Source organism: Lutimonas sp. (assembly GCF_051011215.1).
Taxonomy (GTDB): Bacteria; Bacteroidota; Bacteroidia; order Flavobacteriales; family Flavobacteriaceae; genus Lutimonas.
Genome location: NZ_JBPCUJ010000160.1, coordinates 18,718 through 37,857, shown reverse-complemented (window position 1 = coordinate 37,857; position 19,140 = coordinate 18,718). Strand labels below are relative to the sequence as shown.

The following is a 19,140-nucleotide window of genomic DNA, read 5'->3' as shown; positions in this document are numbered from 1 at the left end:
GGTTGGACTTCATAACTTTTTGATCAAAGCACTCGGAAATTTTAAATCAATTAATGATTAGATTCCATTTTCAATAAGAATCTCAGCCATTTCTTTTTGTAATTCAAGGGCCTTTTCTCTGGCTTTCTCAGCAAAATCTGCTGCTGCCGAGGCATAGATTATTCCACGTGAAGAATTAACAAGAAGTCCGATGTCTTTATTGATACCGAATTTACAAACCCCTTGCAAATCACCTCCTTGTGCGCCAACTCCTGGAACAAGAAGAAAATGATCCGGGACAATTTTTCTGATTTTTCGAAAAAATTCAGGTCGGGTGGCGCCGACAACGTACATTAATTGCTCACTGTTATTCCATGAAAGAGAGGTCTCTATTACTTTTTCATAAAGAGTAGTTTCTTGCTGGTCCTCGAGCAATTGGAAATCAAGCCCTCCTTTATTGGACGTAAGGGCAAGCATAATGGTAAACTTGTCTTTAAAAGCCAAAAAAGGCTCTACAGAGTCACTGCCCATATATGGAGCCACTGTGACAGAATCAAAACTCATGTCCTGGAAAAAAGCCTGTGCATATCGGGTAGATGTATTGCCAATGTCCCCGCGTTTGGCATCTGCTATACTAAAGACTTCAGGATAGTTTTTATTTAAATAATCAATTGTTTTTTCAAGACTTTTCCAACCTTTGATTCCATAAGCTTCGTAAAAGGCTGTATTTGGTTTATAAGCTACGGCAAGTTCATGTGTTGCATCAATAATAGCTTTGTTAAACTCAAAAATAGGATCTTCGGTAGCCAACAGATGAGGAGGTATTTTATCCAGATCTACATCAAGCCCAATACATAAAAATGATTTTTTCGATTTGATCTGACTTACTAGCTGTTCTTTTGTCATTTTTTTTGAAAATTGATTGCAGCAAAAGTAATCAATTTATCAGTTTAGGTTATCTTTGTATTTCATTTTAATTTCAACCAAAAAACCAATTTAATGAGAACTAAGATCGTAGCAGGAAACTGGAAAATGAACAAGACCTATAAAGAAACAAAGGGCTTGGTCAAAGAATTAAAAAATGCTGTAAAAGAACTTTCTTTAGATAACACGCGTGTGATCATTTCACCAACTTTTGTCAACTTACAGAAAGCGTCAAAAATGACGAAAAAATCAGCCATAGAAGTAGCTGCTCAGAACATGCATCAGGAAGCCAGCGGAGCCTATACGGGTGAAATTTCGGCAGATATGCTAACGAGTATTTATGTAAATACTGTCATTCTCGGACATTCTGAAAGGAGAGAATATTTTGGGGAAGATGATGCCTTACTTGCTAAAAAAGTGGATGCAGCTTTAAACAATGGGTTGGAAGTAATTTTCTGTTTTGGAGAGGTTCTAGAAGATAGAAAAAGTGGTAATCACTTTAAGGTAGTAGAGTCTCAGATTAAGAATGCTCTTTTTCATTTAGATTCAGATGCATGGTCTAAAATTGTATTGGCTTACGAACCTGTTTGGGCTATTGGAACTGGTGAAACAGCTACTCCTGATCAGGCACAGGAAATGCATGCTTTTATCAGAGAGTTAGTGGCAGAAAGATACCTTAGTGATGTTTCAGAAGAGGTTTCAATTCTTTACGGAGGAAGTGTTAAACCAGGAAATGCAGAAGAGATATTCTCGAAAAATGATGTTGATGGTGGATTGATTGGAGGAGCTGCCTTAAATGTAGATGACTTTAGCGCCATTATCAAGGCCATATAAATTAATAGAATTTAGATCCTTAATACATCTGTGATGTCTCTTTTTTAAAGTGGACATCACAGATTTTTTAAATACGAGTATATGAATTATGTAGGGTGTTTTTTTAAGATTGATTCAGGAAGTTTGGACTTGCAAACGTCTATTGATATACTCATTGCAGAATTGGGAGCCGTCGGATTCGAAAGTTTTACAGAAAATCCTGATGGGATCGTAGCTTATATACAAAAAGCTGATTGGGACGCCGCGCTACTATCAGATATTCAAATTCTACAATCGGATGAGGTTCATTTTTCATACGAAGTTAAAGAGATTGAACAGGTCAATTGGAATGAAGAATGGGAAAAGAATTTTGAACCGATTGTTGTGGACGATCAGGTAAGTATTCGGGCTCCGTTTCATGCAGACCCTGGTTTGAAGTACGATATTGTAATCGAGCCTAAAATGAGCTTCGGGACGGGTCATCATGAAACAACACACCTGATGGTAAAACATTTAAATGCCATGAACCTTGAAGGTAAGGAGGTTCTCGATATGGGATGTGGCACAGGGATCTTGGCCATCTTTGCCGAGATGAAGGGAGCTTCAAGGATAGACGCCATAGACATTGATAATTGGTGTTATGAGAATTCTTTAGAAAATGTTGAACGCAATAAGTGCAAAACAATTTCGGTATTTGAAGGGGATGCAAGTCTGTTGAAGCCAAATAAATACGATTTGATTATTGCGAATATCAATAGAAATATTCTCTTGGCCGACATGGCTACTTATAAGGCAAGTTTGAAAAGAGACGGGGTCTTATTGCTAAGTGGGTTTTATACCGAAGATGAGGAAATGATCAACAAATCAGCCCAGAAAAACGGTCTTGTTTTTGATAAGAAATTAGTAAGAAATAATTGGGTTGGATTAAAATATGTAAATTAGCCCAAGAATTGAATCTAAATCACATGATATATTCAACAAAAGAAAAAACACAAGAGGCTTTTGATGTTGCAGAGCAGGAGGCAGATAAGTTTGAAATTTTATTGTTTAATGACGATGTCAACACTTTTGATTTTGTCATCGATTCTCTGATTGAAGTTTGCGATCATACTTTGGAACAAGCTGAACAATGCACTTATTTAGTACATTATAAAGGTAAATGTGCCGTTAAAACCGGTGAATTTGAAGAATTAAAACCAAGATGCACACAACTGCTACAAAGGGGTTTGAGTGCTGAAATTGTTTAATACTATTTCTTCTGAAGGTTAAAGAGGGATGTTTCCATGTTTTCTTTTAGGTCCTTCCACTTGTTTATTTTCCAGCATTGAAAAAGCCTTAATTAATTTTCTTCTCGTCTCTTTTGGGAAAATCACCTCGTCTATAAAACCTCTTCTTGCGGCTCGGTATGGGTCTGAGAATTTAAAGGCATATTCCGCCTCTTTTTCTTTCCATTTTGCTTCTGAATCCTTTGCCTCTGCTATCTCTTTTTTGAAAATTATCTCGCTGGCTCCTTTGGCTCCCATAACTGCGATTTCAGCACTTGGCCAGGCAAAATTCATGTCAGCTCCGATGTGTTTTGAATTCATGACATCATATGCTCCGCCATACGCTTTTCTCGTGATGACCGTAACACGGGGTACAGTGGCTTCGCTTAAGGCATATAATAGTTTCGCCCCATCAACAATGATTCCTCTCCATTCCTGATCTGTACCGGGTAAAAACCCAGGAACGTCTACCAATACCAGTAAGGGAATATTAAAACTATCACAAAATCGAGTAAAACGCGCTGCTTTTTTTGAGCTGTTAACATCCAGTACACCGGCGAGACTCATGGGTTGATTTGCGATAATACCAATACTTCTTCCCGCCAGCCTGCTAAATCCGACAACAATGTTCTCGGCGTAATCTTTATGTATTTCATAAAAAGAATCACGATCGCAAATACCATTGATCACAAGTCTCATATCATAGGGTTTATGGGTGTCATCTGGAATAATATCTTCTAAAGATTCCCTTATTTCATCGCCCAGTTCAAAGGGTACTTTTGGCGTAGTGAGCTGATTATTTTGAGGGATATAGCTAAGCAATTTTTTGAGACTTTCTAAACATGCCAGGTCATTGGCAGCAGTTACATGTGTAACTCCCGACTTGGTTGAATGTGTTGATGCTCCTCCTAATTCTTCAGAGCTGACCGTTTCATTGGTAACCGTTTTTACAACATTTGGCCCTGTGACGAACATATAACTTGTTTCTTCAACCATGATGGTAAAATCAGTCATGGCAGGTGAGTAGACGGCTCCACCAGCGCAAGGACCCATGATTGCTGAAATCTGAGGGACTACACCAGAGGCTTGTACATTTCGATAGAAGATATCGGCATAGCCTCCGAGAGACCGCACTCCTTCTTGAATTCTGGCTCCACCAGAATCGTTCAGACCGATAACCGGAGCCCCCATTTTCACGGCAAGATCCATGATTTTACAAATTTTTTCAGCATGAGTCTCAGATAGAGCCCCTCCAAAAACTGTAAAGTCTTGGGCAAAAATATAGATCATTCTTCCTTCAATTGTTCCATAGCCCGTAACAACTCCATCTCCATAGAACAACTGATTTTCCATGCCAAAATCGGTACTTCTATGTGTCACTAACATTCCAACTTCTTCAAAAGAACCGTCATCTAAAAGATATTCAATTCGTTCCCTGGCAGTTAGTTTTTTCTTTTGATGTTGTCGTTCGATTCGTTTTTCTCCACCTCCCAATCTGGCTTCAGCCATTTTTTGCAATAATTGTTGTTGCTTTTCTTTCATGTCGATGATATTTTATTAATGGGATCTATTTGATAGTATAACTTGTCGTTGCGACGTAAAGTGCTAATTTGGAGTTCTCAATTGAGTTTCTTCTTTTCGATATAGTTTTAAAGCAAGTAAAGCGGCAATTTCGGCCTCTTTTTCTTTCTCCATTCTTAAAGCATCGGGATCAAAGAAATTTGCTACGAAATTGGTGTCAAAATGACCTTCTCTAAATGCTGTATCTTCACAGACATACTTGCCAAAAGGCAAGGTCGTTTCAACGCCTTCAATTACGTAACTATCAATCGCTTGAATCATTAATTGAATCGCTTCGTCACGATCACTGCCATAGGTTATTAATTTAGAAATCATAGGATCGTAATATATGGGAATTTCCATCCCTTCTTTATAACCATCATCAAGCCTGATGTTTTTTCCGTGAGGAATGCGATACCTACTCAGTGTTCCAATATTCGGTAAAAAGTTGTTCATAGAGTCTTCGGCATATACTCTCAGTTCGAGGGCATGCCCATTGAGCTGAACACTGTTTTGATCGAGGGAAAGCTTTTCACCTCGAGCAATTTTAATCTGTTCTTCAACAAGGTCTAATCCAGTAATAAATTCGGTTACCGGATGTTCAACCTGCAGGCGGGTGTTCATCTCCAGGAAATAAAAATTCATGTCAGCATCCATTAAAAATTCAACAGTGCCCGCTCCCCGGTAGTCACAGGCTTTCGCTACTTTGATGGCTGCCTCACCCATCGTGTTTCGAAGTTCTTCTGACAATAGTGAGGAAGGTGCTTCTTCAACTACTTTTTGATGCCTTCTTTGAATACTGCATTCTCGTTCGAACAGGTGTATGATGTTGCCATAATTATCAGCCATGATCTGAAATTCAATATGCCTGGGAGACCCTACATATTTTTCCACAAAAACAGAACCGTCGCCAAAGGCGGATTGGGCCTCACTAATGGCTCTTTCCATTTGTGATTCAATATCTTTTGAGGATTTCACAACTCTCATTCCTTTTCCCCCACCTCCGGCAGCAGCTTTAATCAGGACAGGGTAGCCAATTTGATCCGCTGTTTTTTTTGCGATGTCAAGATCTGTGACTGCGCGATCAATTCCAGGAACCATTGGGATGTCAAATTTCTTTACGGCTTCTTTTGCGGCCAGTTTGTCTCCCATCATTTTGATCGCATGATGACCAGGGCCAATAAAGATGATATTATGGTCTTCCACCGCCTTGGCAAATTGCTCATTCTCACTTAGAAAACCATAGCCGGGATGAATAGCATCAACTCCTGACTCAACAGCTTTTTCGATGATTTTATCTCCTAATAGATAGCTTTTATTTGAAGGGTTATCGCCAATATGAATGGCTTCGTCTGCATAAAGAACATGCGGTGAATTTCTATCTATGGTCGAATAGATAGCCACCGTTTTGATGCCCATTCGCTTGGCAGTTTTCATAATGCGCAATGCGATTTCTCCTCTGTTCGCGATTAGGATTTTTCTCATAATTACAATATTTTGGAAAACTTATTTGAAGTCAATTAGAAGCTTATTTTTATCCACAGTGTCACCCACATCAGTATGAATTTTTTTGATGCTTGCGTCTTTGGGGGAGAGAATCGCATTCTCCATTTTCATTGCTTCCAGAATCAATAGGGTATCTCCTTCTTTCACAGTTTGCCCCTCTTTGACTTTTATATCAATGATGATACCAGGCATCGGCGCATTGATGGAGTTAATGATCTTTGAGGATCCGTCAGAATATCCCATTTTTTCAATTACATCATCGATGGGTCTTTTTATTTTGACTGAATAAATGGAGGAATTGATTTGCAGGCAATAGCTTCGATCGAGAAAGTTAGATTCAATTAATTTCGCACGATATGATTTGTTTTCATGAATCAGATGAAATTCATTTTCTTCAATTTTTTGAATGTCGGATTGATCTAGGGCTTTTGGGTTAAAACTAAATTCCTGATGCTTATTAACCAAGGCTTTAGATGGTTTTTTCATAGAAGGAGGTGTTGAAAGGTCATTTAAAGATAGTGAATAAATAGATCAAAAATGCAGCTAATCAAAAGATTTTTAGTTAGTTGAATGTAGAATTCCCTGGTATTTAGGATATATATTTTATGTAAAATTAACCTTCAATTAAATATTCGGAAATCTAAGGGTTAATATAGTACATAAATAGGGCAAAAAAGTTGTTCTTTTTATAAGGTGATTGTTTTTATTTTTGTTCCAAAATATAAAACTACTGTCATGAGTATTAAAAAACAATTTTTAAAGAGCAAACCAGTTTGTAAAGTAACTTTTTCTTTAACTAAAGAAGAGGCTTTTAACGCAGCAAAAGTTCAATTATTGGGAGATTTTAATGATTGGAATGTTGAAGAGGCGATAGATTTGAAAAAATTCAAAAACGGATCCCACAAAGCAACATTAGATCTTGAAACTTCTAAAAGTTACCAGTTTAAGTATTTAATTGATGAAACAAAATGGGAGAATGACCAAGCAGCTGATAGTTATGTAAATAACGGTATCGATGCTGAAGACAACTTCGTTGTTAGTCTGTAATTTTCTCGGTTACATTCATTAAGATATTGCTTAATATTTGCACCAGCGGGGGCTTGATTTATTCATGAACCCGCTTTTTTTATGTCCAGATCACAGTTAGCAAAAAAAAAGGCCTCTTTTCAGAGACCTTTTAGAACATCACATTCAAACCTTATTTTCCGCTTCATCTTCAATGGCAGGAGCTCTTCATCTTAATAACCCCTCACTAGACTGATCCTGCCTTCTGCATTTAAGTTGTTAAATGTGTGCTTCCGATACTTACAATCGGGAACTTTTCCTTTTTCAATTATTAATTCTTGATTAGCTTCTCAACCATTCGATGTTCATTATCACTCAGGGCTTGACCTTTTAACGAAACCAACAACTTGGATAATTTTTCCTTATCCTTTATAGGTACAACCTCAACCTCATGATCGATTTGATTGAGAAGTTCTTTCAAGTTCTTTACCGCTGCCAGATTTTTCTGTTCTGTATAAATTTTATACTTCACATCGATCTCTATATCGGTAAGTAATTCTCGGATCATAATTATTAATTTTATACAAAGGTAAGGGCATCAGGTCTATCGCATGCCGACATGCGATGTCTTTACATTGAAATTGTTTGTAGGGGATATTTTCCTTATTTTTACTTGATGCCACATAGAATGAAAAAATATAATGTTATCGGGGAGCTGCTGATTGATTATCGGAAGTTGCAGAACATGTCTCAAGCCGAATTCGCGTCCCGCTTAAATGTGGATATCAGAACCGTACAACGATGGGAAAATGGATCAACATTAATCAAGCCGGATAAAGAGGAGGATATCGTTATGGAAACATTGTTGCCATATCAATTGGTAAGGAATTTGAACGCAAGTGTTCCTATTCCTACCTATTATGATTTTAGTTTACGAAAATATTCTCTGTCTCAACTGACCAATAAACTTCCCCATGCCGAGTGGTTCAAAAGAAATTTGGAGATAGCAACCAAACGAATCAGAACCCTTGATTATGATGCTGATATTGATTATATCGTTCGGTATATGAAATATCACAAAAAGATCACAAAATCTTTAAAGGCCGTAATAAAAGAAGCGGTGCGATTGTTACCGGAAATGAATTTGATTATCACAGATGATTCTGGTTTTTATTCAGGGCACTCACTTATTTTTCCATTAAGACCGGAGGCCTATCAAAAATTGAAGTCTCAGGAAATAAATGAGCAGGATTTAACTGTAAATGATTTGATACATCATAAAAAACTGGATCGTCCTATTTTTTTTGGTTTTGACATTACAGCAGATAGTAATGACAATAATTTTTATATCAGTAGCCAGTTACTGAGATATGTTAGGGACAAACCCAATCAGCAATATTTGTTTTGCTCAATTCCAATCAGATATGATAACATGGATTTAAGTGAACAGATGGGCCTTAGGATAATTTGGGAAGGCGAATCCGGAAAGAATGAATATGGATTGGATGTTTTTCCTCGCTTTCAAGAGGGTAATTTTCGAAATTTTTTATCGGAAGATAATTCATAAGGCAAGATGAGCATAATCGTACAATTTTCATCCTCTTCAAGATGATTTTGATAGATTTCAATTGCCATGTGTTTATTTGTATAGACCATAATGGTATGTATGCCAGGTTTAAAAAATGTCCCAACCTACCAAAAATCAAATGCACTTAACCTAATTCTAGTAAACCTTTTTTCCCCCTGATTTACTATCGAACATGACTTTTAGCATGATTGGGACTTCCTTAATTGAATAATCTAATTGGTGTCTAATCCTTTTATTTTGGCAAATAAATACTAAATTATATATCAATTTCAGGAATATTAATAAAAACTATTAACCTGGTACAAAGGTACGGCAGATAAGAACCTTGATTGACGACACGCCATGTCTGTTAACAGTTTTTGTGATTTTTATAACATTTTCTATATGATTATTTTGTAGCATATAAGAGTTGTTTATTAACTTGGCGTCATGAATAAAACCAGCCGAATTGCAATTGAAAAAGAATTTAAAGATTATCTGAATTTTTGGATGGAACAGATGCTTTCCAAAGATCAAAAGGAGATTTACCCCGAGATGTCCCAAGAGTTTATTCCGAATAAATTGGCTGACATGGGAGCCATGTATTTGGGGAGGATTCTTTATGGCGCATCTCGTGCTTCCAGGACATTGAAACAGGATTCATATAAAGGATTGGCGGATGCCGCTTATGCATTGCTTGTCGATTTTAAGAATCCCGCAGGTGGTTATTATTGGTCACGAAAATACAATATGGAATGGAGCCATGATGCAGATAATGTGAATATGGCTCAGGCATTTGTTTTGTATGGCTTCGCGGAATATATGAATCTTCATGCGTCTACGGAAGTTCTGAAACGAATAGAAGGCCAATTGAACTTTATTCAGGCGAATATAGGAGATGAATCAGAAGGTTCTTACCTCGACGGATTTGACCAGAACTGGGCAAGAAGCAATGCTATGTCAAGATCTTTTGGAACACATTTTCACATCTTGGAAGCCATGGTATTGATCTATCAACAGGATAAATCATCAGAACTTAAGGAGTCGATTCACGATTTGATTAAAATGATTATTGATCGGTTTATTGACAAGGACTCTTACGAGTGTCTTCATCGTTTTTCAGAAGAATGGAATTTAATGCCAAATGAGAACTGGGCAGGACATAATGCTGAATTCAGCTGGGTCATATGCGAAGCTGCTAAAGCAATCAATGATCAAAAGCTGATAGCTTTGACCCAGGAACTCGCTGTTAAAATGATGGATCAGGTTATTGAAAATGCCGCTGATAAAGCCAATGGTGGTTTTTTCAATGCCATTGAAGGGAACATACCCTTGGAAAAATCAAAGTCTTGGTGGCCACAGGCCGAGGTGGTTTTGGGATTATTGAATGTATATAAAATAAGTGCTAATGAACATTACCACAATTTGGCAATGGAGCAAATAGCGTATATTTCAAATCATTTTATGAGCGAAAAAGGAGAATGGTATGCTGGCTTAGAAAACAACGGCACGCCTCAAAAAGACATGCCCTTGGTTTTTTTCTGGAAATCAATGTATCATACTGTTCGATATTATGATTATCTATTGCATTTTATGAAGTAGCAAATTCCTGCATCATAAATGATTCGTTTGCATCCATTGATTTATAGGTTTTCATGATGTCACCAATTTTCAGTTTCGTTACTTCCTCGCCAGTTTCCATATAGTATTTTAGTCCTACTAAAAGCTTAAAGAAGGTTTTCGTCATGCTTCCCTTGATGATACCTGCCATAAATGCCGGAGAAGTATTGTAATGTATAATAGCGGTTACAAGTGTTCTGTTTTTTGTTAGTTCCTTCGCTTCCAAAGTTGCCTTCATTTTATCCATCATGGGAAGACCTCCCTGAATGATTTCAATATCAAAGCTACTGTTATCGCGTACAGCGACGATTTTTTCCTGAATTGAATTTTTACTGTCAAGGTCACATTGTCTTTCACATCCTAATGCTCCTTCTGATCCCTTTGTTAAATGGGATCCTTCAATAAGCGGATTAAAGGCATTCACTTCTCCAAATTTATGAAAGAGGATATCCCATACTTCTTCTTTGCTGCTGTTGATGGCAATATCAACACGAACTGTTCTTAATTTTTTCATCTTATCTATTTTTATAGGTTCTATGCAAAGATGAGGTGAAACGAAGGCTTATTATTTCTTGATTGGCTCAATAACTTGAATTATTGGTTCAATTGTGGTTTTGAGAAGGGTAGTGGTTTAAAAAGATGTCGGAAAGTAGCAAAAAGCAGAAAACCCTAAGGATTAATTAGGGCTGCTGGTACTTGAAGTTGCAGTACCAATAAGGTAGTATATATTTGTTGTTTTGCTTTTTAACATAAGAAACTGGTAGTTATAAAAAGGGTTTATATAATTTTAATAATCGTATTTTCTTTTATCAGACCAATTGGATCTTTTGTTGTTTTTAAATGCTGAAGTTCTCATAATTGTATTTTTGATAGGTTAAATTCTTATTAGGCTTTGATGGCATAGTTTCTGTGTGCTGACCATCTTACTCTTTTACTGTTGTTAAATATTGTAGTTCTCATAATGATATTTTAATAGGTGTGAATTAGGTTGTTTTTTGGATTGGTTTAGTAATCGTATTTTCTTTTGTTGGACCAATTTGATCTTTTGTTGTTTTTAAATGCTGAAGTTCTCATAATTGTATTTTTGATAGGTTAAATTCTTATTAGGCTTTGATGGTATAGTTTCTGTGTGCTGACCATCTTACTCTTTTACTGTTGTTAAATACTGTCGTTCTCATAATTATTGTTTTGTTGGTTATACTTATAAGACGACACATCTTCAAAGATGTTACAGTACTATGTAAAACAAAGTACTATTTTAACAATAATTTCACACATTAAAAAGTTAAATCATTAATAATCAATAAGATAAAAATATAGGAAAAATTAAAAAATATTTTTATTAAGGAAAAATTATACATTTAATTTTAGCATAAGTGCTGGAAAACGTATTTAATTAACTAAAAAAAAGGCCTTCTATGTATCACAGAAGGCCTCATTCTTAATTTTTGTTCTATTCTTTAAAGAAGGTATTGTTTAATAAAGTTTTTGTCAAACTCCAAATACACGATTCCTTCAATTAGATCAATTGCATAATTAGGTTTTCTATTCTTACCTAAGGAAATTGATTTTTCACTTTCACCGGTGTCTTTGTTTATTTTGACCAATTCGATACCTTCATCCGTTTTAGTGAGTACCATGATATAGTCGCGCGATTCTTTGGTGGCCTTAAATCGTTTGTTGGCAGCTCCAAAGGCCATAGAGGCTGCACCTCCAGCGGCCTTGCTCATTTCATTATAGGCCATTCCAACTTCCGCATAGGTCTGACCTTCTACAGATTGAACGCCAACCTGATTACTGGCCTGACTCAATGCTCCTGAGGCTACTCCTGAAACAGCGGATACATAACCAGCGTAAATGGTGCCTGCATATAAAAGAGCTCTTTTCCAGCCTTCTTCTTTGGGAGATTTATAATATGACTGATAACTGAGGTCACCATTATAATCATACATAGCAAAGTTTTGATCCGAACTTATTACAATTCCCGAATCTCTAACTTCTATTTGCTTTGGACCTTCCCCTTCTTTAAAATCAATTCCAGTTTGTCCTGACATACTTATTTGTCCGGAGTTCAGGTCCACGGCATTTATCGATCCGGTTTTGAAGTTAAACATGTATAAATGATCATCTTTTTGCTCTACCAAATTATAACTGGTTTTTATATCTTTTTCCCATAATAGATCTCCCGTCGATGTATTGACAATATTCATTTCACGTTCAGTTGCATATAAAATACCATTGTCCGTAGTTAAGGTATAGCCTACATATCCTTTTACTTTTATTGTTTTATCAAATGTGAATGTACCTGACTGAGTATCTAAATAATTTAAAAAATTCTTATCATTTCTTGTAGTGACTACAAGCATACCATTTTCTGTAGGTGTATAACTGTAGATACCTCCTTTAATAGAAATACCTCTTCCTTTTTTACCCCAGAGCCCTTGCCCCGTTTTAATATCGATCAAATTTACTTTAGAATTGTTTCTGCCATACGGCATAATCAACAAATTATCAGCGACCCAGGTCGTATGCCCCAGTTGTCCTTTCACAGTAACAGGTTTTTTCCAAATAAGATCACCACTTTCAACACTATACGCACGATATGTTGAACTGTAAGATACTATCTGGTTTTGAGAAGAACTTGAGGTCGTTACATTATCATTTTCTTGCTCGGTACCGATCACAAAATATTCGAGTGAAGGATGAATGGCAAAATCTAATTTAATGTCTTCAGTATCTACTGCGGTTTCAGCAAATTTCTGTAACAGATTACCCATACCGCCCATGGCACCTAATTGCTGAGATTCTTTGGTATTTGCAACACTCCATAGAATTTCTCCGGATATTGAATTGATACGAATATTTTTGAATAAGGTAACTCCAAGAAGTTCTTGGTCAGATAGTTCTACTATATCAACTATTTTCCCAAAATCTTCCTTAGATCGCCAAAGGACCTTACCTGTTTCGATATCAACTGAAACGGCAATATTTTCTTTATCTTCAGATTTTCCTGAAACCACTATTGAATTTGAGCGATAGAGCACAAAGTGATCCTTCACCTTTTTGATTCCATTGTCAAAGGAATTAAATACAGTAGATCCATCAAACATATTAATAAAAAACAGCCCATGTTTGGTCTGAATTTTTGCAAATGGGGAATTGCTTAATTCCGCAAAATCTACCTCGCTTAAGTCAGTGAATTTACTATCATGCCAAATTACTTCTCCAGTATTGTTTTGAACTCCAAACAAGCCTGAATCGGTTTGAACAATATAATTTCCTAAAGAAGTAACTACTTGCCAGTTAACCTCCTTTTCAAACGAAGATGACCAGGTCTCTTTGAGTTGCGCGTTAAGTGACATTGCCACAAATAAGAGCATGCAGAATATTTTTCTATGTATCATAAAGAATGTTTTTAAGAGATGTTCGTTACGTTTTTGATCTATTGCTTAACGACCTAATCGCAATTAAAGTATAAATGCCTCTTAATCAGCTTAAAAAAGAACGGCTCATAATAGAATCTGCCAGGGAAGTTTACTTTTAAAAGGGAATACGATTTTTTCCGGTACGCTAACGTATTCGGCATAACTGCCGTCAAAGTCTCTGCCCATTCATCCCATGATGGCTGCTACCTGTTGCCCCTTTTCAAGCTTTCCGGAAGGATCATTTTCAACAATGCCGACACATTCAATTCCTTGAATTCGCGGAAAATGAACACCTGGAGAATGCCCTTGCCTGGTAAAGATCTCAGAACGATTTAAACCGATTGCTTTTATTTTAATAAGAATCCATCCGGACTGCACTACAGGATTAGGTCTCTCCTGAATCTTTAAAACCTCAGGACCTCCTTTATGTATCGATATTGCTGCCTTCTTATATTTGCGTGGAATCTAAAAATAGGTATTTTTTAGATAGAAAGCACGAATAAAGGGACCTTGCTGATGCGTCCGATCGCTCATAACAAGGTCCCTTTATTAAAATAATAACTAATAATGCTCAAATGTAGTCATCAAGGAATTGATTCATAATGATAAATATCATTATTTGATATCTTAACGATCAATTTTGAAATTATCAAGTTGAATGTCGTCAAGACCTTTATCGTCAAACGGATACTCAAGTTGGTTTTGAATATTATAGAGGGAGATTAAAATGAACTGACTAAAAATGACAATAAAGTAGGTGATCCAGACATTTTGTTCCGGACCGACCCTGTTAATGATGGCAGGCGCATAAATAAAAGGGAAGATATAAATGAATATAAGACAATAGGCTTTTAAACTAATGGGAGTCCTATGAACATTTATGGCATGCACGTTTTCTATTGTTTCATGCAAATCTTTCATTAATTTAAAGATCTTTTCCTTGCTCTTGCCTGAGATCGCATCACCATTCCTCTCCACAAAGTCATAAACTTCATCAATATTTTTGTCTAATTCTTCGGTATGTGTGCTGTTGCTTTTCAACTGTTTCATTAAATTATTACTCACTTGAATCAATAATTGATTCACTTCAATTTTTGATTCGTCAGAAAGCGATTTATTACTTCTAAAAAAATAGTCCAGTGCTTTAATGGTTCCTCTAAATTCGCTGAGATGTTCTAATGCTTTTTCTCTTCTTCTAAAAGAACCTCTTATTGTAAATACCAATGGGAAAATCATTGCGATACTTATCAAAGTCATATCAATATCAAAATTGATATGGTAGGCAAAACATAAATATGGAGTGACGAATGAAATGATCAGAGCAATCCATGTTCTATGATTAATTATGACAAGATACGGTTTCAAAAATTTTCTATTTAGGCTTGATTAGTTAAAGGTAGTCAAAAAAGCATAAATATCAAACGCAAACAAAAGGATTGGCAACCAAGGATTTAAAACAGAAGTTTGAAAATAAAAAAAGACCGCTGGGGGAGAGCGGTCTTCTTTATAGGAATTTAATTACAATTAGAACTCAAGGTCAGAAACTAAATCGAATTCATCGTAAATAGCCTTATCCTGAAGATCATCGAAAAAACTGGTTGAACCATATCTAACATCAAATTCAGTTCTGTCAATTTTGATGTTTGCCGTGGCTTTGTTTCCATAGATAGAAATATCAAATGTTACGGGATTGGTTTTGTCTTTGATCGTAAGGTCGGCTGTAACTTCATAAGAGTTCTTACCTGTGCTTTTCACTTTTTTGAAAACCAATGTAGCTGTTGGAAACTTTTCAACACCAAAAAAATCATCTGATTTAAGGTGTCCTTCTAGTTTGGCTTTGTATTCACCTTCCATGTCAGTGTTTTGGATGCTTGACATATCGATTACAAATGATCCACCTTTCAGTTTTCCATCTTTGAAATCCAGCTCCCCTTGTTTGATGGCAATACTACCTTCATGAGAACCTGTTACCTTGTATCCCTTCCAGGTTACTTTACTTGTTTCTACCTTAATCTCTTTTTTTCCATCTTCAATGCTCGTAAATGCAAATGTTACGGTGGCAATGATCAATGCCGCTATGATTGTTTGTGCTCTGTTTTTCATGTTTATTATTTTTATTAGGGTTAATTTATAGTATTATGTTTCTCTTTTAGACTGCTGCGATAAGGTTTTTTCTTGACTTCGTTTTGATGCCGTGATTTCTAAATTCTGACCATCGCACTTTTTTACTATTATTAAATACTTCAGTTTTCATACGAATTGATTTAATTATAGGTTGTTTATTATTTATGATTTGACGGCATAGGTTCTATGCGCAGACCATCTTACTCTTCTTGTGTTATTGAATAATGTAGTTTTCATAATTTCACTTTTTAAATTCTGTTTTTTTAGATCCATTTGACGGCTTTTTGAAATTTAATTACAGCCTGCCCAAATTTTCTAACTTTTGCTCCCACAATACATTTTTTCTTTAATAATTAATCCCTGTTTCCAGTCCTGGACTGAAACCTGCGTATAATTTCTTTCTCCATGTATTCTGTGTTGATCATTTAATTCCCATTCAACCATGGTTGACTGTTCTCCAATAGTCACCTTTAAAGGCTTTGCACTCTTAAACTCCAGGATGTCATTCAGCTCATTTTCTTTTAGCTTCCGAATCACTTCTTTTCCTTTAAGTGGATGCTCATCATTAAATTGATAGATTAGATCATCATGGTAAAACTGCTCAAAGGCTTCCTTAAACCGGCCTTGCATAATTAAATCGTTGAGATCACTTATCCTTTCAATTAATGCGTGCATTCTTTTCGTATTGAATTAACACTGCAAAGATCAGACAGAAGTCAAGGATAGAAAATGAAGCAGATTATTAAATGATATTAATCTAGATTAATATCTATTGTTCTGAGATCAGCTGGCTTTTGATCTTGCTCAAAAATTCTTTGGTAATACCTAGGTAAGAGGCAATTAAGTATTGAGGAATTCGTTGCTCAATTTTTGGATATACATTTCTGAAATGGAGATAGCGATCTTTTGCGGTCATACTCATGTTTCTGACAATTCTTTTTTGAGAGGCTACCAAGGCACGTTCGATAATAATTCTGAAGAAACGCTCCAGTTTCGGAATCTCTTTGAGCATTTGATCCTGATCTTCAAATGAAAAGTAAATCAATTCAGTGTTTTCCAGACATTGAACATTGAAATCGGCGGGTTTTTGTGTAATAAAACTTCCCATATCAGAGGTCCACCAATCTTCAATAGAAAACATAACAACATGTTCCTGACCTTCATCGTCAACATAAAAGGTCTTTGTACAACCTTTAATAACAAATCCGCTGTGTTTACAGATATCACCTTGCTGTAAAAAGTATTGTCCTTTCAGCAATTTTCTAAAGGAAAGAAATTTCCGAAGTGATTGTTCTTCTTCAGGGTCCAGTTGAACTACCCGGTTGATATAATCGATGAGAGGTTGAAAATTATCCATAAAAAAAACAGCAGTTAGATCAAACTGCTGCCAAAAATAAGGTTTTTAAATTATCTATTTATGAGCTTGCTGAAGGTAACCCAGCACATATACTGCAGGGGCATTCCAGTTGATACACACTTCGTTTGAGGCAAAGCTTGGTTCGACATCTTCAAAGGCCTTTGCAGCGAATTCAGATGTATAGTCCACTTCATGGGCATCTTGCCTGTCATTATTGGGCCCACCTAAGATAAAACCAGGAACCGGGTCTTTAATTCCGTCTGCGCCACTGGGTCTGTGATGAGGAAACATGACTTTTTTTGAACCAAAACCAGTCATGAAAGAATAGCCCGTGGCATTTTTACCAAAGATATAATCTGTAATTTGTTCTGCACCATGCAGGTATTTTTCATCGCCCGATATCCGGTGAGCAACACATAAAATGAGTGCCTGATTTAAGATATCACTATTTGATCCCCAAACAAAACTATCCAATCCGATGTGGTAAGGATGATCATTGATTTTTTGGAGTATTCCATCCGCAAGGTTTAAATGACCCTCGGTCAGGGATGATGCCATTTCAGGATCTAAAGCATCTTTATTCTCTAATAAAGAATGAAATCCTACATTTCGAACAAAATGCATCCAGCTATCAGCGAGTTGATGCTGATATTCCTGTTCATAGGTTTTCATAGCCTTTTTGTAGTTTAATTCTTTCGTCGCTAAAAACAATTCACTCGCTGCCCAAAAAAAGTCATCTGAATATTCATTGTCTCCATACTGACCAGTACTTACGTCTTCGGGATTCTTAAATTCAATATCATTGTTTTTTTGTGCCCAGTTCCAGGCTTTAACAGAAGCTTTTAGCGCCTTATCAGACCATGCAGGATCAATTTCTTTATACAAGCGTGATGCCTGAGCCAAAACCGCGGAAAAATCTAAGGTGGAGGTTGTTACTTTACCAATGATATAGCGGTCTAAATCATAGGCTTCCGGCATGATAAATCCGCCAAAACCCAGTGCCGTAAGTTTGAAATAAACGCCACCATCATCATCTTGCATTGTCAAAATCCAATCCAATTCATATTTTAATTCATCCCAAAGGTCGCTGATGCCATTTCCACTTTCAGGGATGTTCAGGCTACCATCTTCAATCGCATTGGGGAATTGTTCTAAAAGCAGTAACATTTCACCTACAGTGAGTGAGGCATTTACAATGTATTTTCCATAATCACCGGCATCATACCATCCACCAGGAGAATTTAAGGTGCCATCAGATTTTCCCGATGAAGGGTGATAGAGGCAGGCATCGTCAGGATGGCCGGCGGCTCTTTTGTAAATTCCACCATGCGCTTCATCAATGGCCATTGAAGCTCTTTGGAAATAGTAACTTTTAATTGCTGCTTTTAACGCATCTTCATAAATATCATCTTTAATTTCGAAACTGTAAGAACTGGTTTTCCCATCTAGAACAATGGTATAGGTTCCCGGAGCATTCAGCTTTGAAAAATTACCCATGCGTACTTTTTCTCCCGAAGTGGCCCAAGTACCTCTGTCCGCAAGCTCTCCGCTAAACACCGTTTTTTGATCCTGATCAATCACCTCAAAACTTTTTGCCTGTAAATCGGCTACAATGAATTCCTTGGTTGCCTCGGGATAATAACCAACTTGATTCAGGCGAATTTGGTCTGAAACTACAAGTGATTCCTTTTTTTGAGATTCACAGGAAAACAAGATAAAGACAAGTAATATGGCGAATGATAGTAGGTTTTTCATGGTCCTGGATTTAAATTGAAGATCGTTCTTAATAAGCTCAAATTTAGAAGAATTACGAATAATATATCAATATTAATTTGTCACTTATTCATGCGAATTCATCAGCACATCAGAAGACTCCTTCTAATGCTTATTTCAGATTTATCAGAGGAGTCGCCTTAGCTGTATCTAAGATGAATGAGACCTGGAACAATTTAAAATACTTAAGATACAGATGTCGATAACCATGCCTGAACAAAG

At 36.4% G+C, this 19,140-nt stretch carries 19 protein-coding genes; 6 read left to right on the top strand and 13 right to left on the bottom strand.

All coding sequences use genetic code 11. The features are described 5' to 3' along the window. Nucleotides 1-57: 57 nt before the first annotated feature. Nucleotides 58-885 carry an orotidine-5'-phosphate decarboxylase gene (gene pyrF / locus ACR2MV_RS15340; RefSeq protein WP_434023047.1) on the bottom strand — a complete coding sequence of 276 codons (828 nt, stop codon included), beginning with the start codon at nt 883-885 and terminating at the stop codon, nt 58-60. 93 nt (nt 886-978) lie between these two features. Here pyrF and tpiA point away from each other — a divergent pair, with 93 nt between their 5' ends. The 3 genes from tpiA (at nt 979) to ACR2MV_RS15325 (ending at nt 2,963) form a co-directional block, all read left to right on the top strand. Next, nucleotides 979-1,737, top strand: a complete 759-nt coding sequence (tpiA, locus tag ACR2MV_RS15335; protein WP_434023046.1) for a triose-phosphate isomerase — start codon at nt 979-981, stop codon at nt 1,735-1,737. An 81-nt stretch (nt 1,738-1,818) separates the two neighbouring features. After that, nucleotides 1,819-2,658, top strand: a complete 840-nt coding sequence (gene prmA / locus ACR2MV_RS15330; RefSeq protein ID WP_434023044.1) for a 50S ribosomal protein L11 methyltransferase — start codon at nt 1,819-1,821, stop codon at nt 2,656-2,658. A gap of 23 nt (nt 2,659-2,681) precedes the next feature. Beyond that, nucleotides 2,682-2,963 carry an ATP-dependent Clp protease adaptor ClpS gene (locus ACR2MV_RS15325; protein ID WP_434023042.1) on the top strand — a complete coding sequence of 94 codons (282 nt, stop codon included), beginning with the start codon at nt 2,682-2,684 and terminating at the stop codon, nt 2,961-2,963. 18 nt (nt 2,964-2,981) lie between these two features. On the opposite strand, the gene ACR2MV_RS15320 is transcribed toward ACR2MV_RS15325, so the two are convergent. From ACR2MV_RS15320 to ACR2MV_RS15310, 3 genes are all read right to left on the bottom strand, one after another. Further along, a complete protein-coding gene (locus ACR2MV_RS15320) occupies nt 2,982-4,523 on the bottom strand; it encodes an acyl-CoA carboxylase subunit beta (RefSeq protein WP_434023040.1) in 1,542 nt (513 codons plus the stop codon). 63 nt (nt 4,524-4,586) lie between these two features. Then, nucleotides 4,587-6,026, bottom strand: a complete 1,440-nt coding sequence (locus tag ACR2MV_RS15315) for an acetyl-CoA carboxylase biotin carboxylase subunit (protein ID WP_434023039.1) — start codon at nt 6,024-6,026, stop codon at nt 4,587-4,589. A 21-nt stretch (nt 6,027-6,047) separates the two neighbouring features. Next, entirely contained in the window at nt 6,048-6,533 is a 486-nt protein-coding gene (locus tag ACR2MV_RS15310; RefSeq protein WP_434023037.1) for an acetyl-CoA carboxylase biotin carboxyl carrier protein subunit, read from the bottom strand. A gap of 249 nt (nt 6,534-6,782) precedes the next feature. On the opposite strand from ACR2MV_RS15310, the gene ACR2MV_RS15305 reads away from it, so the two are divergent. Then, on the top strand, nt 6,783-7,094 hold the full coding sequence (locus tag ACR2MV_RS15305; RefSeq protein WP_434023036.1) for an isoamylase early set domain-containing protein: 312 nt from the start codon (nt 6,783-6,785) through the stop codon (nt 7,092-7,094). A gap of 289 nt (nt 7,095-7,383) precedes the next feature. On the opposite strand, the gene ACR2MV_RS15300 is transcribed toward ACR2MV_RS15305, so the two are convergent. Then, nucleotides 7,384-7,620 carry a hypothetical protein gene (locus tag ACR2MV_RS15300; protein WP_434023034.1) on the bottom strand — a complete coding sequence of 79 codons (237 nt, stop codon included), beginning with the start codon at nt 7,618-7,620 and terminating at the stop codon, nt 7,384-7,386. Nucleotides 7,621-7,740: 120 nt separating this feature from the next. Between ACR2MV_RS15300 and ACR2MV_RS15295 the strand changes: the two genes are divergently transcribed. Together ACR2MV_RS15295 and ACR2MV_RS15290 are read left to right on the top strand one after the other, a co-directional pair. Beyond that, the gene (locus ACR2MV_RS15295; RefSeq protein WP_434023032.1) at nt 7,741-8,619 is read left to right on the top strand and encodes a helix-turn-helix domain-containing protein; all 879 of its coding nucleotides are present in this window, start codon (nt 7,741-7,743) and stop codon (nt 8,617-8,619) included. 450 nt (nt 8,620-9,069) lie between these two features. Next, nucleotides 9,070-10,221 (top strand): AGE family epimerase/isomerase, encoded by a 1,152-nt coding sequence (locus ACR2MV_RS15290; protein WP_434023030.1) that lies wholly within the window; start codon nt 9,070-9,072, stop codon nt 10,219-10,221. Here ACR2MV_RS15290 and ACR2MV_RS15285 read toward each other — a convergent pair. The 8 genes from ACR2MV_RS15285 to ACR2MV_RS15250 all read right to left on the bottom strand — a co-directional run bounded on the left by ACR2MV_RS15285 (nt 10,211) and on the right by ACR2MV_RS15250 (nt 18,900). Continuing rightward, nucleotides 10,211-10,753 (bottom strand): SRPBCC family protein, encoded by a 543-nt coding sequence (locus tag ACR2MV_RS15285; RefSeq protein ID WP_434023028.1) that lies wholly within the window; start codon nt 10,751-10,753, stop codon nt 10,211-10,213. The two genes, ACR2MV_RS15290 and ACR2MV_RS15285, sit on opposite strands and share 11 nt — an antisense overlap. A 946-nt stretch (nt 10,754-11,699) precedes the next feature. Then, nucleotides 11,700-13,643, bottom strand: coding sequence for a PQQ-binding-like beta-propeller repeat protein (locus ACR2MV_RS15280; protein ID WP_434023026.1), 1,944 nt, complete (start codon nt 13,641-13,643; stop codon nt 11,700-11,702). A gap of 207 nt (nt 13,644-13,850) precedes the next feature. Further along, on the bottom strand, nt 13,851-14,042 hold the full coding sequence (locus ACR2MV_RS15275; RefSeq protein ID WP_434023025.1) for an alcohol dehydrogenase catalytic domain-containing protein: 192 nt from the start codon (nt 14,040-14,042) through the stop codon (nt 13,851-13,853). A 249-nt stretch (nt 14,043-14,291) separates the two neighbouring features. Further along, complete coding sequence (locus ACR2MV_RS15270; RefSeq protein ID WP_434023023.1) at nt 14,292-14,921, bottom strand: hypothetical protein; 630 nt, start codon at nt 14,919-14,921, stop codon at nt 14,292-14,294. A gap of 267 nt (nt 14,922-15,188) precedes the next feature. Beyond that, nucleotides 15,189-15,767, bottom strand: a complete 579-nt coding sequence (locus ACR2MV_RS15265) for a YceI family protein (RefSeq protein ID WP_434023022.1) — start codon at nt 15,765-15,767, stop codon at nt 15,189-15,191. Between the two features lie 336 nt (nt 15,768-16,103). Continuing rightward, nucleotides 16,104-16,463, bottom strand: a complete 360-nt coding sequence (locus ACR2MV_RS15260) for a hypothetical protein (RefSeq protein ID WP_434023020.1) — start codon at nt 16,461-16,463, stop codon at nt 16,104-16,106. Nucleotides 16,464-16,557: 94 nt separating this feature from the next. Beyond that, nucleotides 16,558-17,145 carry a Crp/Fnr family transcriptional regulator gene (locus ACR2MV_RS15255; protein WP_434023019.1) on the bottom strand — a complete coding sequence of 196 codons (588 nt, stop codon included), beginning with the start codon at nt 17,143-17,145 and terminating at the stop codon, nt 16,558-16,560. A 54-nt stretch (nt 17,146-17,199) separates the two neighbouring features. After that, the gene (locus ACR2MV_RS15250) at nt 17,200-18,900 is read right to left on the bottom strand and encodes a glycoside hydrolase family 9 protein (RefSeq protein WP_434023017.1); all 1,701 of its coding nucleotides are present in this window, start codon (nt 18,898-18,900) and stop codon (nt 17,200-17,202) included. Nucleotides 18,901-19,140 lie beyond the last annotated feature (240 nt).

What these genes read in the sequence shown, in the direction of transcription:
- pyrF (WP_434023047.1), bottom strand. Translation starts at nt 885, where the DNA reads ATGACAAAAGAACAGCTAGTAAGTCAGATCAAATCGAAAAAATCATTT.
- tpiA (WP_434023046.1), top strand. Translation starts at nt 979, where the DNA reads ATGAGAACTAAGATCGTAGCAGGAAACTGGAAAATGAACAAGACCTAT.
- prmA (WP_434023044.1), top strand. Translation starts at nt 1,819, where the DNA reads ATGAATTATGTAGGGTGTTTTTTTAAGATTGATTCAGGAAGTTTGGAC.
- ACR2MV_RS15325 (WP_434023042.1), top strand. Translation starts at nt 2,682, where the DNA reads ATGATATATTCAACAAAAGAAAAAACACAAGAGGCTTTTGATGTTGCA.
- ACR2MV_RS15320 (WP_434023040.1), bottom strand. Translation starts at nt 4,523, where the DNA reads ATGAAAGAAAAGCAACAACAATTATTGCAAAAAATGGCTGAAGCCAGA.
- ACR2MV_RS15315 (WP_434023039.1), bottom strand. Translation starts at nt 6,026, where the DNA reads ATGAGAAAAATCCTAATCGCGAACAGAGGAGAAATCGCATTGCGCATT.
- ACR2MV_RS15310 (WP_434023037.1), bottom strand. Translation starts at nt 6,533, where the DNA reads ATGAAAAAACCATCTAAAGCCTTGGTTAATAAGCATCAGGAATTTAGT.
- ACR2MV_RS15305 (WP_434023036.1), top strand. Translation starts at nt 6,783, where the DNA reads ATGAGTATTAAAAAACAATTTTTAAAGAGCAAACCAGTTTGTAAAGTA.
- ACR2MV_RS15300 (WP_434023034.1), bottom strand. Translation starts at nt 7,620, where the DNA reads ATGATCCGAGAATTACTTACCGATATAGAGATCGATGTGAAGTATAAA.
- ACR2MV_RS15295 (WP_434023032.1), top strand. Translation starts at nt 7,741, where the DNA reads ATGAAAAAATATAATGTTATCGGGGAGCTGCTGATTGATTATCGGAAG.
- ACR2MV_RS15290 (WP_434023030.1), top strand. Translation starts at nt 9,070, where the DNA reads ATGAATAAAACCAGCCGAATTGCAATTGAAAAAGAATTTAAAGATTAT.
- ACR2MV_RS15285 (WP_434023028.1), bottom strand. Translation starts at nt 10,753, where the DNA reads ATGAAAAAATTAAGAACAGTTCGTGTTGATATTGCCATCAACAGCAGC.
- ACR2MV_RS15280 (WP_434023026.1), bottom strand. Translation starts at nt 13,643, where the DNA reads ATGATACATAGAAAAATATTCTGCATGCTCTTATTTGTGGCAATGTCA.
- ACR2MV_RS15270 (WP_434023023.1), bottom strand. Translation starts at nt 14,921, where the DNA reads ATGACTTTGATAAGTATCGCAATGATTTTCCCATTGGTATTTACAATA.
- ACR2MV_RS15265 (WP_434023022.1), bottom strand. Translation starts at nt 15,767, where the DNA reads ATGAAAAACAGAGCACAAACAATCATAGCGGCATTGATCATTGCCACC.
- ACR2MV_RS15260 (WP_434023020.1), bottom strand. Translation starts at nt 16,463, where the DNA reads ATGCACGCATTAATTGAAAGGATAAGTGATCTCAACGATTTAATTATG.
- ACR2MV_RS15255 (WP_434023019.1), bottom strand. Translation starts at nt 17,145, where the DNA reads ATGGATAATTTTCAACCTCTCATCGATTATATCAACCGGGTAGTTCAA.
- ACR2MV_RS15250 (WP_434023017.1), bottom strand. Translation starts at nt 18,900, where the DNA reads ATGAAAAACCTACTATCATTCGCCATATTACTTGTCTTTATCTTGTTT.